We start from the raw sequence: 13409 nt of genomic DNA on the forward strand, positions 1-13409 counted from the left end.
CATGGCCTCCAGAAAGCGAAGCACCGGTGCCGAGCCTCTCGACCTGCCGACCGGGGTGACCTTGGTCAGCCGGATCAACGGGCTGCTGCCAGACCTCCGCCCCTCCGAGCGGCGGGTGGCTGAAGCTGTGGTGGAGGATCCCGCCACTGTGGCTCGGGAGTCCATTACCACCCTGGCCCAGCGGTGCAATACCTCGGCACCGACAGTGGTGCGCTTCGCCAAACGGCTGGGCCTGCCCGGATACCCCCAGCTGAAACTGGCCCTGGCCAAAGAGGCCGGAATCGAGGAGGGCCGCAACTCCCGCGGACCGCTCTCGGGAGCATTGGATGCCAGCGACAGCCTGGAGGATGTGGTCTCCAAGATCGGTTACGCCGGCACCCGTGCCCTGGAGGAGACCGCCCAGATGCTCGACGTCGGCGCCCTGGAGAAGGCAGTGGACGCTGTGGTTTCCGCCCGCCGGATCGACCTGGTCGGCGTCGGCGCTGGTGCAGTGGCCGTACTGGACCTCGACCAGAAGCTCTCCCGGCTGGGCCTGGCGACCTTCCAGCATCCTGACCGGCATGGGGCGATGACGGCTGTCTCGCTGCGCGGGGAACAGGATGTGGTCATCGGGATCTCACATTCGGGCTCCACCTCCGATGTGCTGGCGCCTATCGAATTGGCCCGCTCCCTGGGGGCGACCACTATCGGCATCACCAATCACCCCACCTCCCAGTTGGCCTCCACAGTGGATATCACCCTGTTGACCGCCTCCCGGGAGACCTCCTTCCGACCGGCGGCAATGGCCAGCCGGATCGCCCAGCTGATGGTCATCGACTGCCTGCTCACCGGGGTGGCCATGCGGGATATGGACTCCACTCAGCAGGCCCTGGACGCCAGCTTCCGGGCAGTCGCCGACCTCTAGGTGACAGCCCGGCGGGCAGTAGCGGCCACCGCCCGGCGCAGCGGCATCAGCATGAAGGCATCCCGATGCGGATGCACATTATTGGTTAGCAGCACCACCACGAGGTCGTCGATGGGATCGATCACCAGCGAGGTGCCCACAAAACCGGTATGCCCCAGCACCTGAGTATCCCCGGTGCCCATAAACCCGAATTGACCCATCCGCAGACCCATCGACTGGTTATAGCCGACCCGCTCATGCTCTGCGGCACTGAGCGTCCCAGTGGACAGCAGCTGGCGTCCTGCAGGGCTCAGAACACCAGCCGAACCAGTGCGGATCTCCTCACCGAGCCGGAAGATATCTGCCGCCGTGGAGAACAGCCCCGCATTGCCGGAACCGCCCAGGGCGCCGGCCGCCTCATCGTGGACCTCGCCGACCACCAGGCCCCGTCCGGTGGTGGTGTCATATTCGGTGGCGGCCACCGGCAGTCCCGGCTGCGGGGTATAGGAGGTCGACTCCATCCCCAGGGGACCGGTGACAGTTTCAGCGATCAGTTCTGGAAGCTGCAATCCGGTGATCCGCTCCAGGGCAAGCCCCAGAGTCATGAACCCCACACAGGAGTAGACATGGCTCTCACCGGGGGTGCGCTCCAGCGGCCGGCTGAGCAGATAGGCCGCCCGGTCATCGCGGCCGCCGGGCACAGTCCAGGGCCGGGCCACTGAGGAGAGCCCCGAGGTGTGGTTCAGCAGATGCCGGATCAGAACATGCCGTCGCGAGAGAGGAGAGGTGGCGGCGTCGTCGTCGGTTTCAAACTCGGGGAGGTATTCCACCACGGGGGCGTCTAAGTCCAAGCTGCCGCGCTGGTGCTGCACCATAGCCGCGACGGCAACTGCCACTTTGGTCAATGAGGCGATATCCCAGAGCTCCTCGGAGCTCACCGCTCGCTGTTGCGAGGCGGGAAGGAGACTGCCGTCCTGGTCGAAGAGCACCGACATCCCGGCGTGCTGATGGCTGAGGATCTCCCCGCGGTGGGCGATCAGGGCCTCCGCGCCCGGGGCAGCGCAGGGCAGCTCGCCATCCTTCCGAGGGGCGCCACCGGCCTCCGCGGCAGTCCTGGTCGCCTCGGCCAGCAGCTGTTCCAGTTCCTCATCAAGCGTCATCCTGACCCATAGTACGGCCCGTCACCCCAGGTCACCGGGACCCGGCACGTAGGATGGCAGTATCAACGATTCCCGCCGGTTTCTGCGGGGGAGGGAGCTGAATGCAGGTCGTCATCTTCGCCGACGCGCAGGCCGCCGGAGCCTATGGAGCCGGACTCATCAATGACCGGCTCGAGCGCGGGGCACTCAATGTCCTCGGCGTGGCCACCGGATCCTCCCCGGTGCCGCTCTACCAGGCATTGGCGGCTGATCCCCACCCCCGGTTGACCGGACTGACTGCCTTCGCCCTGGATGAATACGTCGGCCTGCCCAAGGAGCACCCGGAGAGCTACGACTCGGTGATCGACCGGAAGGTGCGTCGGCCCCTGGGCCTGGACCCCGCCCGGGTCCACGTCCCCGATGCCGACCCCGAACGGCTGGAGACCGCCGGTGAACGCTATGAGCAGCGGATCGCCGAGGCCGGCGGGGTGGACTTACAGATCCTGGGCATCGGAGCCACCGGCCATATCGGGTTCAATGAGCCGACCTCCTCGCTGGCCTCCAGGACCCGGCTGAAGACTCTGGCCCCGGCCACCCGGGCGGATAACGCCCGCTTCTTCGACTCCGAGGATGAGGTGCCGGTGCACTGCATCACCCAGGGGATCGGCACCATTCTCGACGCCGGGGAAGTCCTGCTGCTGGCCCAGGGGGAGCAGAAGGCCAGGGCCGTGGCCCAAGCAGTGGAGGGCCCCATCAGCAGTATGTGTCCGGCATCGGCCCTGCAGTTGCACCGGAAGGCCACCCTCCTTTTGGATGAGGCGGCGGCATCCCAGCTGGAATACACCGACTACTACCGGTTCGTGCACCAGAACCGCCCCGATTGGCAGCGCCCCTAGACCCATGCTGATCTCCGCGGAACGGGGCCTGACCCCTGATGGCCGATTGGAACCGCTCTGGCTGCGGATCCAGGACGGACGCATCGCTGAATCCGGCACAGGAACACCGCCGGGGCCGGCGGATCTCCACCACAGCCACGGAGTGCTCAGCCCCGGATTCGTGGACGTGCACTGTCACGGCGGAGGAGGCGCAGACTTCACCCAGGGGGCCGAGGGCGCCCGGACCGTACGCTCCACCCACCTGGCACAGGGCACGACGACGATGCTCGCCTCACTGGTCAGCGCACCCCAGGATGTGCTCCTCGAGCAGATCAAGGAGCTGAAACCCCTGGTGGACTCCGGGGAACTGGCCGGAGTGCATCTGGAAGGCCCCTGGCTGGCCCCCGGCCGCAGCGGAGCTCATGACCCCGAGGTCCTGACCAACCCCGAGACCGCAGCAGCCGAGCAGCTGTTGGGGCAGGGGGCCATCAGAATGGTGACTATTGCCCCTGAACTGCCGGGGGCTCTCGAGACCATCAGCGCAGTCAGCTCTGCGGGCGCGGTTGCGGCAGTGGGCCATACTGATGCCGACTACCGGCAGACCCAAGACGCCCTCGCCGCCGGCGCCACTGCCGGAACCCATCTCTTCAACGCGATGGCGGGGCTGCACCACCGGGAGCCGGGCCCCATCCCCGCACTGCTGGAGGCCGGGGCCTGGTTGGAGCTGATCGCCGATGGCGTCCACCTCCACCCGGCGGTGCTGGATATGGTCTTTACCACTGCCCCGGAGAAGACGGTTCTGGTCTCAGATGCCATGGCGGCATCCGGTATCGGCGACGGCGACTACACCCTCGGCGGTCTCGAGGTCCGCGTTGCCGATGGCGAGGCGCGACTGCGGGGCCCCGATGGCGCAGTCGGGGCCATCGCCGGATCCACCCTGAGCCTCTCCGCAGCTCTACGCCACAGCGTGCTGGAGGCAGGGGTCCCCACTGCTCAGGCCCTGCAGGCTGCAACGGCCCATCCGGCCCGGATGATCGGGCTGAGCGATACCGGGGCGCTCTCCCCGGGAAACCGGGCTGATCTCGTCCTTCTGAATGACCAGCTCCTGGTCGAAGGCGTTATGCGTGCAGGTCAGTGGGTATCCGATGGCCAGGGCAATACTGACCCTGGGTTATGAGGTGGATCACAGGTAGGCTGACCGCATGTCATCACCGTTGTACTCCTGGTTGGCCGCGGAGCTGATCGGAACTTTCATCCTGGTGCTGGGCGGTTGCGGTGCTGCTGGCGGAGTTCGTGCTGACCTTCCTATTCCTGTTGGTCATCCTCGGCGCGACTGACAGCCGGGCTCCGGCAGGTTTCGCCCCCATCGCCATCGGGCTTGCTCTGACCCTGATCCACCTGGTCTCCATTCCGATTTCCAATACCTCGGTCAACCCCGCCCGCTCATTGGCAGTGGCCTGGTTCAGCCCGGAGGCACTGGGGCAGGTGTGGGTCTTCCTCCTGGCGCCCCTGGCCGGGGCAGCAGTGGCGGGGCTGGTCTATAAGTACCTCTTCCCCAACACAGAAGAGGTTGTGTTGGAGCGGGACTAGACCGGCGTAGGGTTGATCGGGTGAGTACAGAAGAATTCGCCGCCACCCCCGTCCTTGAGCACCGTCTGGTCCGTTTGGTTCCCCTGGAGCCGGCCCATGAGCAGGAGCTGATTGCTGCTGCCAGTATCGGCGAACTCTGGAAAACCTGGTATCTGCGACATGTGCCTGCCCCTGATGCCATGGGTAAGGAGATCGCCCGGCTGCTCGATCAGCAGCAGCAGGGCAAACAGGCTCCCTATGCGGTGACCGATCCCGCCAGCGGTAAGGCCCTGGGCGTGACCACCTTCATGAACCTGGACGCAACGAATAAGCGCCTGGAGATCGGCAGCACCTGGCTGGGCCGGGAAGCCCAGGGCACCGGCATCAACCTCGCGATGAAATACCTCATGCTGCAGCGGGCCTTCGAAGTACTCGACTGCAATGCGGTGGAGCTGCGCACCCATTGGCATAACCACCAGTCCCGGGCCGCGATCGCCAAACTGGGGGCCAAACAGGACGGTGTGCTACGCAATCACATTCTCTTCCCCGACGGGCATATTCGGGACACCGTGGTCTTCTCCATCCTCAACACGGAATGGCCCTCGGTCCGCAACGGTCTGAACCACCGTCTGGAGGCATAATGCTGACCTCACGGCTGCGCCTGCGGGCCCCGGATGAGGGGGATATCGACTTCGTCGTCGATATGTACTCCCGCTATGAGGTGGTCCGCTATATCGGTAGAGGTGAGGTGCAGACCACCCGTGAAGAGGCCGCCGAGCGGATCCAGCGCTACCGCTCCCAGTTCGGTCCCAGCGCAGGAGTCTGGCTGATCGAGGAACAGAACACCGACGACGACGCGGCAGTGGGTTTCGCACTGCTGAAGCCGATTCCCTTCTCTGAGGGGATCGAAGGCGAGCAGGATGTCGAGATCGGCTGGCATCTGCACCCCCGGGCCTGGGGTAAGGGATATGCCTCCGAGGCGGCCCAGGCTTTGGTCGATCATGCCCGAGCGCAGGGGCTGAAGCAGCTGGTGGCGGTCACCCACGCTGATAATGCTGCCTCCCAGGCTGTGGCGGCCCGGCTGGGCATGACCCACCAGGACTCCACCGACCGCTACTACAACACCACCTGCGAACTCTTCACCCTCGACCTCTGAGCCCTATTGAACTTGCGTATCCTCCGAAGGATACTTTAAGTATGACTATGACTACCATCAAGGTGTCGCGCGAGACTCGTGACTTGCTCAAGGAGCAGGCTGCTGCCCAGCACATCCCAATGGATAGTTACCTGCGAAAGCTCGCGGAGGATGCCGAACGAGAGGCGCGGTGGGCGCGACTGGGGGAGGCCATCGCCAACACTTCTGCAGAAGATATGGAGAGCTGGCGCCAGGAGGCTCGTGAATGGGACCGCTTGGCTGGAGACGGTTTAGAGAATCTGAATGACGACTATGCCTGATCCGCAGCCCGGCGAACTATGGTGGGCCTATCTGGATCCAGCGGTCGGATGTGAGCAAGGTGGGCGCCGACCAATTGTGGTGATTTCCAGTAGGAGGTATCTCAAAACTGTGGACACTTTGCTGATCAGTGTCCCGGTCACTTCGGTTGATCGTGGGTGGCCCAACCATGTCCCACTTACCGGTCAGTCTGATGTGGTCGGATGGGCGGTGACCGAGCAGCCTCGGGTATTGAGCAGGGATAGGCTCAGTACCCCAGCCGGACAGGTTTCAACGGAGTGCCTGAAATTGATCCGCCAATGGGTGCATGAATCAGTCAGCGACTGATGTCCTGGCCACCATGACAGGATGGCTTCATGTCTGCACAGCCTGAGGAGGTCAGCTGCGAGTGGGTGCGTTCTGCGGTGGTCGCTGCGCAGGGGATCCCTGCCCCGGGCGGACCGAAGACCTATGAGGACGCCGCTGATGTTCTGCGCGGGCTCGGTCTCATCCAGTTGGACCCCCTGACCCGGGTCTCCACCGCCCAGCGGCTCACCTGTCTCACCCGACTGCCGCGCGGGTATAAGGCTGAAGCGGTGGATGCCGCACTCTGGCCCGACCACCAGCCGGCTTCCTTTGAGGCATTCACCAAAGTGGCCTGCGTCTTCCCATTGGAGGATTGGCCGCTGCTGCGGCTGCGCAGGGAGGCCACCGGCGCTCGCCACGGACACAAGATCGAACCAGAGGTTCGGCAGCGCGTGCTGGAACTGGTGGAACAGCATCCCGGCGGTGTGGCCACCGGAGTGATTGAGGCTGAGTTCGGTCCGGAACGCACCACCGGCTGGCATTGGTCAGCGGTGAAGAAAGCTACTGAGCTTATGGTCCGGATGGGCGATCTCGTGGTCACCGCCCGGGACGGGGTGATCCGCCTCTTCGACCTGCCGGAACGGGCCCTGCCCGCTGAGGTGCGCGAGGCTGAGGCCCTGCCCGATGACCGGCTGCGGGGAAGTCTTGCCCACCGGGCTGCGGCCGCGCTGGGAGTCATGACGGTCACCGATTTCGCCCACCACTATCACCTCAATAAGGCCGATGCCGCCCACGGGATCGAGCTGGCCGGACTGAGTCCCGTAAGCGTTCAGGGCTGGCGGGAGACTGCCTACGTCCTGCCGGAATCCCTGGCTGAAAACACCGACGACGCCGCCCCTGGCTCCTTGGGGCCGGTGAAAGAGGCCCGGTTGATCGGCCCCTTCGACCCCCTGCTGCGAGATCGTCGTCGTGCCCTGCGGATCTTCGATTTTGACTACACCTTTGAGGCATATGTCCCCAAGGCCAAACGAATCTACGGTCACTATGTGATGGCCGTGCTCTCAGGCACCCAGCTCATCGGCCGGGTGGATCTCTGGCGCAGCAATGGCGAACTGGTGGTCAACCGCATCTGGGCTCAGCAGGGATTTCCACAGCGCAGTGTCACCGCCCGAGCGAAGGCGGCGGCCACCACCCTAGCTAGGCAGCTGGGCGTGAGTCTCCGTCTAGCGGACTGAGAAGAGATCCCCCGGCTGGCAGTCCAGTACTCGGCAGAGGGCGATCATCGTGCTGTAGCGGATGGCCTTGGCCCGGTTGTTCTTCAGCACTGAGAGATTCGCATAGGTGATCCCCACCTGGGCAGAGAGCTCGGTCAGGGTCATGCCGCGTTCGGCCAACAGGGCATCCAGATGGCAGATGACCTGCCCCTCATCGCTGGTATCCGGGCTCATCAGACCAGGCCCTCCAACTCATCCTGATTCTTTTTACCCTGGCGCAGTGCCTCAGTGAAGATTGTCAGCATCAGCAAGACGATAAAGCCGTACCAGAAGTGATCGCTCCCCCAGAGGCCAGATGCACTGTCTGCTTCGATCTCGAGGTCGCGAATAACCATAATGGCCCCGAAGTGAAGCATCGCAAGATAAATCGTCCAAGCGATAATGCCCACTACACACAATCGACTGAGGAGACCGGGTGGAGGCGGGGCAGCGGATCGCGGAGATCGGCAATACCGGCAACACGACGCAGCCACATCTGCATATGCAGCTGATGGACCGGGCCAGACCAGAGGCGGCTGCCGGTATCCCGATGGTCTGGTCAGGACTTGAGCTCGGTGAGATTGATCCCGGCTATGAGAAACACGCCGCTGATCCAGAAGCCACGGCTCTAGAGGGTATGCCCCGCAACGGTCAGCTCTTCACTGCCGACGGTGACATCGGGCGGCGTAGTAGTCTTCTGTCGAGGCATAAAACGTCCCATACCTGCTAAGGAGACCCACAGTGGCAATTGTCCGCGACGTCACCATTGAGATCCCGGCTGGCTCCCGTGTGAAGTACGAAATCGATCACGAGACTCACCGCCTGCGCCTGGACCGGGTACTCTTCACCCCCATGCAGTACCCCACTCACTATGGCTACTTCGATGACACCCTGGGTGAGGACGGCGATCCCCTGGACGCACTGGTCTACATCCCCGATGTGGATCTCATCCCCGGCGTTGTGGTTGAGGCCCGCCCCATCGGTGTGCTGAACATGACCGACGACGGCGGCGGGGACGCCAAGCTGGTCTGCGTCCCGGACGATAAGCGCTTCGATGACATCACTGATATCAGTGACCTCAACGATTTCCTGGTCAAGGAGATCGAGCACTTCTTCACCCGCTACAAGGATCTCGAGCCCGGCAAGTGGGTCAAGATCGAGGGCTGGGAAGGCCGCGAAGAGGCTGAGGCCGAGCTGCAGCGCAGCATCGAGCGCTTCAAGGGCTGAATCTGCTGAGCCCGCACAGGGCTCCCTGAAGGAGATGCCATCCCCCTCGTTGTGAGGGGTGGTGGCATCTTTTCCTTTTTGTGCAGCCTCACGCGGCCTTGGGGCGAGTGGTTTTCGTTCGCGGTGGGTCCGCGTTGGGTGGGGGTAGGTAACCGTGAGATTTGAGCCGGTGATGCCTCCGGCATAGCGCCCAGAGGTTTGATCCTGTGGTGGGGCCGGCTCGTTCGTAGGGGATCTGATGATCCAGATCGGATCGTTCAGCAGGGATGGTGCAGCCAGTGGCCTGGCAGATCCCGTCACGGAAGATCACAGCGTCCCGTAGTCGTTCTGGTGCGAAGCGCCCGTTGTAGACCACGCTAAGAACGTCCCGGTCAGCACGCCGCTGGTTCTTGCGGGTGCCCGCGGTGTACCACTCGTGATCCGCCTCGGGATCAGCTGCCATCTTCCGGATGTCTGCTGCGGGGATGACGCTGGCCCGGTCGGTGGTGATGGCGGGTTCCTCGGATTCTCCGGTGAGGGTTTCTTCGGGGACCATCACGCAGATCTTGGCTGAGATGGGTGTGGTGTAGCAGTGACCGTCACGCAGCCATGCGCTGAGGAGGTCAGCCTCCCGCTGGCGGATAGTCCGGTCGTCTATCTCGTCGGCGGTGATTTCGGGGTCGTGGTCCGGGTGCGGGGCGTCGTGATCCACCGGAGAGCCCTCGCCGGTTCCAGTGGAGGCGGGATGAAAACCGTCGGCACTCCGGGGAGCCGCCAGAGGCTGACCGTGCATGCCTGTTTCGTCAAAGACGGGCGGCTTGTCAGCATCTTTGGGCTGCGCCCGGTTCATGCCTCGCGCTGCGGCGTTGACCTTCTTCTCGATGGCCTTGGCCTCAATCGTGGGGATGGTGAGCTCAATGAGGCTCATCCCTTCTGTGCCGTGGTGGAAGGTCACACAGCGGCGTTCTTTAGCCTCTTCAGCTGCCTCGTTGAAGAGCTCCACATCCAGTTCGGGGATCCTGCGGATAATCCAAGACCGCAGCTCGGTGGGTGTCTTTCCCGGGGCTATGTCGACCAGTTCCTCGTCAATGATCTCTAAGAGGTCGTCTCGGTGGATGAGCGGGAGGGTCTCCACTGCGGCCTTGCGCAGATTGGTCAGGGCAATGGCACCACAGCGGAAGGCTTTCCAGAACTTCGGCAGATGTTCACGAACGTATTCGGCGGCATTGAGCACTGCGGTGGCCTGCTGGTCACTCATCCCCAGCAGGAGTCCGGCATGCCGGTTAGCCTGGCGATTATTTGCAGCTCGTACATGAGGATTCTCGCCCATGGTCTCTTTCCACCGGGTCCCACGATGGGTGAGGAAGTGCTCAATAGAGGCAGCCGTTGCACGGTTGGCGTCGACGATGGATTCCCAGGCAGCTTCCAGTTCCTCATCACCGATGAGGTGAGAGGCACGCTCCGGAATCTCCGGGCGGGGAAACTGCTGTTCATCCTTCATAAAACCCACGCTACCCCTGGGGGTGGACATGCCCAGATACCCGGCACGTCACCCTTCCTAAACCACTGATCGTCTTCATATTTCCACTGTACGAGGGGGCTGGACATGCCGATGTACCGGGACGACCCCCGTGTGAAGTCTTCCGCTGAAACTGAACTCTTTCTCCATAACCCCACATTACTTTGGGGTCTGGACATGCTGATGTTCCACTCGAAAGCACGAAGTTCTGGCAGCGCCTCATCGCCAGTTTTAGCTCCATGCATTAACTCTATGAGCAGGGGTAGACATGGCGATCTTCCACAGTGATATGAAGAAAAGGCGCTGGTCAGACAACTACAGAAGATGACCAGAAACAACCTCAGAACTGGCGGTCGGAAGCTTCCAGGTGGTGGGCCAGGAAGGCGTAATCCCAGGCACGTTCCTTCCACTGCTCATAGCGGCCCGAGGCGCCGCCGTGGCCGCCGTCCATCTCGCATTTGAACACGATCGGAGCATCGCCCTGCTGGTGCTCACGCAGCCGCTGCACCCATTTGGCCGGCTCCACATACAGCACCCGAGTGTCATGCAGTGAGGTCACCGCAGCGATAGCGGGATAGTCGACGTCGTGGATGTTCTCGTATGGGGAGTAGGACTTCATGTACTTATAGACTTCCGCGTCGGTGAGCGGGTTGCCCCACTCCTCCCACTCCAGGGCGGAGAGCGGCAGGTCCGGATCCAGAATGCTGGTGAGGTTATCCACGAACGGCACCTGGGCCACAATCGCCCGGTACTTCTCCGGAGCCAGATTCGCCACCGCGCCCATCAGCAGGCCACCGGCGGAACCGCCCAGGGCTGCCACGCGGGTGGGATCGCCCCAGCCGGCAGAGTTGAGGTGATCGGTCACGGCCAGGAAATCGGTGAAGGTGTTCTTCTTCGCCAGTTTCTTGCCGTCCTCATACCAGCGCCGACCCAGTTCACCGCCGCCGCGGATATGTGCTACCGCGAAGACCACCCCACGGTCCAGTAGGCTCAGCCGCGGAATCCCGAACGCCGGATCCATGCTGATCTCATAGGACCCGTAGCCGTAGACCAGCAGCGGGTTCTTCCCATCGGCGGTCACATCCCGGTGACGGATCACCGTGACCGGAATCTGGGTGCCATCGGAGGCCGTGGCCCATTCACGTTCGGCCCGGTAGGCATCCAGGTCCACATCATTGACCGGGGTTTCACGCCGAAGCTGCGGGTCATCCACATTGTGGTGGTCGATGTCGTAGATCCGCGGGGGAGTTAGCCAGGAGGTGTAGAGCACCCGGAACAGCGGGGCCTCGTACTCCGCAGAGACCAGCGCCACCGTGCACAGTTCCTCCTCAAACTGCGGGGAGGACAACGACGACGGCGATACAGGTGCCCCGCCCGCACGCACCTCGCGGATGGTCTCCAGCGGCAGGAGGTAGACGGACTCCACCGTGTTGACCCGGGCGCTGATCAGCACCTGGGCTGCAGTGACCATCAGCTGGTCATCGATCTTCACCGAATCCTCATGCCGCAGCAGCGGGGTGCCCGGATCGAACTCGGCTGCAGGATCCTGTGCGGCCAGATCCTCAGTGGTGGTCAGCGAGACCGAATTATTGGGGCCCTCCGCGTTATGGACCAGCAGGATCATCCGCTGGCCGTCCAGCTCCATGGGCTCGGCATTATGCAGCAGCCGGCGTTCCTCGGAGATCAGCAGGCGGGGCTCGGCCTCGGGATCTGTGGCATCCAGAATCCGGGTGGCGTTGTACTCCGAGTTCCCGGAGACGATCAGCAGTTCCTTCTTATCCGCGGAGAGTCCGATCCCTGTCCACAGCTCCTCATGTTCGATCTCCAGCAGCAGCCGATCCTGATCAGCGGAGGTGCCCACGGTGTGCTGGTAGAGCCGGTAGGGACGCCAGGCTGAATCGGCGACCATGTAGTAGACCCGCTGGCCGGTGGGCTCCAGGATGCCGCCGCCGTGGACATTGTCCACCTGCTCCGGGAGGTTCTCCCCGGTCTGCAGATTCCGCAGCCGCAGGGTGTAGTGCTCATCTCCGGAGGTGTCCTCGGAGTAGGCCAGTAGGGCGCCGTCCTCGCTGATGGACATCCCACCCAGGGAGTAGAAGGGGTGCTTGGCGGCCTCAGCATTGGTGTCGAAGTACACCTGCTCACCGGCCAGCTCCACACCCGGCTCCAGCTCCGGGGGCGCCCAGGATTCGGGGTCCTGCACCGGCACCCGGCAGTAGATCGGATGCTGCTCACCCTCAATAGTGCGAGTGAAGTACCAAAAGTCGCCGCGGTGGGCCGGTACCGAGAGGTCAGTTTCCACCGTGCGGTGCTTGATCTCATCGAAGATCGCCTGGCGCAGCGACTCCTGATCCGAGGTCACCGACTCCGTATAGGCGTTCTCCGCGTGGAGATGCTCAATGACCTCGGGGCTTTCCTTATCGCGGAGCCATTCATAGGGATCGGTCACCGTATCCCCGTGGTGAGTGCGCTGGGTGGGAACCTTCTTGGCCTGGGGTGGAGTCGGCGTCGTCATCCCCCTAGCCTAAATCCGCAGGGCTACTCTCCGGCGCGGACCAGGCCGGACTCATAGGCGGTGACCACAATCTGGGTGCGATCGCGCAGGTCCAGTTTCGCCAGAATCCGGGAGACATGGGTCTTGACCGTCTGCTCCGCCAGGAACAGCGCTTTGGCGATCTCAGTGTTGGACAGTCCCCGGGCCACCTGCTGCATAACGTCCAGCTCCCGCTCGGTCAGGGCCGCAGCCACCGCGGGATCAGCCTTCGGGGCGGCCGGGCGGGCCGCGTAGTCAGCGATCAGAGTCCGGGTGATCTTCGGAGACAGCAGCGCCTCCCCCTCGGCCACCACCCGCACCGCGTGGATCAGCTCCTCCGGGGCGGCATCCTTCAGCAGGAAGCCGCTGGCCCCGGCCCGCAGGGCGGAGAAGACGTACTCATCGGCGTCGAAGGTGGTCAGCATGAGGATCTTCGGCGGCTCACCGGGCATACTGAGGACTGTGCGAGTGGCCTCCAGACCGTTGACCCGTGGCATCCGGATGTCCATCAGCACCACATCCGGGCGCGACTTCCGCACCACATCGGTGATCTCGGCGCCGTCCTCGGCGGTGCCGACCACCTCAATCCCCTCCTGGGCGTCCAGCAGGGCAGCGAAGCCGGCGCGGATCATGGACTGGTCATCAACAATGAGCACACGCACGGTCATGGACTCAAACTACCCCAGCGGCGCCG

General features: G+C 63.6%; 16 protein-coding genes and 1 pseudogene. 11 read left to right on the forward strand and 6 right to left on the reverse strand.

Annotation, left to right across the window (positions count from 1 at the left end; genetic code table 11):
- Position 1: 1 nt before the first annotated feature.
- Positions 2 to 904, forward strand: a complete 903-nt coding sequence (locus HGQ17_RS07020; protein WP_168887254.1) for a MurR/RpiR family transcriptional regulator — start codon at positions 2 to 4, stop codon at positions 902 to 904.
- Here the strand turns inward: HGQ17_RS07020 and HGQ17_RS07025 are convergent.
- The gene (locus HGQ17_RS07025; protein WP_168887255.1) at positions 901 to 2043 is read right to left on the reverse strand and encodes a serine hydrolase domain-containing protein; all 1143 of its coding nucleotides are present in this window, start codon (positions 2041 to 2043) and stop codon (positions 901 to 903) included. The genes HGQ17_RS07020 and HGQ17_RS07025 overlap by 4 nt on opposite strands.
- A 101-nt stretch (positions 2044 to 2144) precedes the next feature.
- On the opposite strand from HGQ17_RS07025, the gene HGQ17_RS07030 reads away from it, so the two are divergent.
- From HGQ17_RS07030 to HGQ17_RS07065, 8 genes and pseudogenes are all read left to right on the forward strand, one after another.
- Entirely contained in the window at positions 2145 to 2918 is a 774-nt protein-coding gene (locus HGQ17_RS07030) for a glucosamine-6-phosphate deaminase (protein ID WP_168887256.1), read from the forward strand.
- Between the two features lie 4 nt (positions 2919 to 2922).
- Entirely contained in the window at positions 2923 to 4074 is a 1152-nt protein-coding gene (nagA, locus tag HGQ17_RS07035) for an N-acetylglucosamine-6-phosphate deacetylase (RefSeq protein WP_168887257.1), read from the forward strand.
- Between the two features lie 92 nt (positions 4075 to 4166).
- Positions 4167 to 4487 (forward strand): annotated as a pseudogene (locus HGQ17_RS07040) (aquaporin); the annotation flags it as partial.
- A 20-nt stretch (positions 4488 to 4507) separates the two neighbouring features.
- The gene (locus HGQ17_RS07045; protein WP_168887259.1) at positions 4508 to 5107 is read left to right on the forward strand and encodes a GNAT family N-acetyltransferase; all 600 of its coding nucleotides are present in this window, start codon (positions 4508 to 4510) and stop codon (positions 5105 to 5107) included.
- Positions 5107 to 5622 carry a GNAT family N-acetyltransferase gene (locus HGQ17_RS07050; protein ID WP_168887260.1) on the forward strand — a complete coding sequence of 172 codons (516 nt, stop codon included), beginning with the start codon at positions 5107 to 5109 and terminating at the stop codon, positions 5620 to 5622. The genes HGQ17_RS07045 and HGQ17_RS07050 overlap by 1 nt, the downstream gene beginning before the upstream one ends.
- 47 nt (positions 5623 to 5669) lie before the next feature.
- Positions 5670 to 5921 carry an antitoxin gene (locus HGQ17_RS07055; RefSeq protein WP_168887261.1) on the forward strand — a complete coding sequence of 84 codons (252 nt, stop codon included), beginning with the start codon at positions 5670 to 5672 and terminating at the stop codon, positions 5919 to 5921.
- Positions 5914 to 6246 carry a type II toxin-antitoxin system PemK/MazF family toxin gene (locus HGQ17_RS07060; RefSeq protein ID WP_229503376.1) on the forward strand — a complete coding sequence of 111 codons (333 nt, stop codon included), beginning with the start codon at positions 5914 to 5916 and terminating at the stop codon, positions 6244 to 6246. Before HGQ17_RS07055 ends, HGQ17_RS07060 begins: the two co-directional genes overlap by 8 nt.
- A gap of 29 nt (positions 6247 to 6275) precedes the next feature.
- Entirely contained in the window at positions 6276 to 7439 is a 1164-nt protein-coding gene (locus tag HGQ17_RS07065) for a DNA glycosylase AlkZ-like family protein (RefSeq protein ID WP_168887263.1), read from the forward strand.
- On the opposite strand, the gene HGQ17_RS07070 is transcribed toward HGQ17_RS07065, so the two are convergent.
- Both HGQ17_RS07070 and HGQ17_RS07075 read right to left on the reverse strand, forming a co-directional pair.
- Positions 7428 to 7652, reverse strand: coding sequence for a helix-turn-helix domain-containing protein (locus tag HGQ17_RS07070; RefSeq protein WP_168887264.1), 225 nt, complete (start codon positions 7650 to 7652; stop codon positions 7428 to 7430). The genes HGQ17_RS07065 and HGQ17_RS07070 overlap by 12 nt on opposite strands.
- A complete protein-coding gene (locus HGQ17_RS07075; protein ID WP_168887265.1) occupies positions 7652 to 7867 on the reverse strand; it encodes a hypothetical protein in 216 nt (71 codons plus the stop codon). The genes HGQ17_RS07070 and HGQ17_RS07075 overlap by 1 nt, the downstream gene beginning before the upstream one ends.
- Before the next feature lie 26 nt (positions 7868 to 7893).
- Between HGQ17_RS07075 and HGQ17_RS07080 the strand changes: the two genes are divergently transcribed.
- Both HGQ17_RS07080 and HGQ17_RS07085 read left to right on the forward strand, forming a co-directional pair.
- Positions 7894 to 8187: a M23 family metallopeptidase gene (locus tag HGQ17_RS07080; protein WP_168887266.1), complete on the forward strand. Its 294-nt coding sequence runs from the start codon at positions 7894 to 7896 to the stop codon at positions 8185 to 8187.
- 17 nt (positions 8188 to 8204) lie between these two features.
- A complete protein-coding gene (locus tag HGQ17_RS07085) occupies positions 8205 to 8684 on the forward strand; it encodes an inorganic diphosphatase (RefSeq protein WP_168887349.1) in 480 nt (159 codons plus the stop codon).
- A gap of 88 nt (positions 8685 to 8772) precedes the next feature.
- Here the strand turns inward: HGQ17_RS07085 and HGQ17_RS07090 are convergent, their stop codons facing one another.
- The 3 genes from HGQ17_RS07090 to HGQ17_RS07100 all read right to left on the reverse strand — a co-directional run bounded on the left by HGQ17_RS07090 (position 8773) and on the right by HGQ17_RS07100 (position 13383).
- Positions 8773 to 10164 carry an HNH endonuclease gene (locus HGQ17_RS07090; protein ID WP_168887267.1) on the reverse strand — a complete coding sequence of 464 codons (1392 nt, stop codon included), beginning with the start codon at positions 10162 to 10164 and terminating at the stop codon, positions 8773 to 8775.
- Positions 10165 to 10522: 358 nt separating this feature from the next.
- Positions 10523 to 12697: a S9 family peptidase gene (locus HGQ17_RS07095; protein WP_168887268.1), complete on the reverse strand. Its 2175-nt coding sequence runs from the start codon at positions 12695 to 12697 to the stop codon at positions 10523 to 10525.
- A 23-nt stretch (positions 12698 to 12720) separates the two neighbouring features.
- A complete protein-coding gene (locus tag HGQ17_RS07100; RefSeq protein WP_168887269.1) occupies positions 12721 to 13383 on the reverse strand; it encodes a response regulator in 663 nt (220 codons plus the stop codon).
- Between the last annotated feature and the right edge of the window lie 26 nt (positions 13384 to 13409).

It is taken from the genome of Nesterenkonia sedimenti, from assembly GCF_012641515.1.
Taxonomy (GTDB): domain Bacteria; phylum Actinomycetota; class Actinomycetes; order Actinomycetales; family Micrococcaceae; genus Nesterenkonia; species Nesterenkonia sedimenti.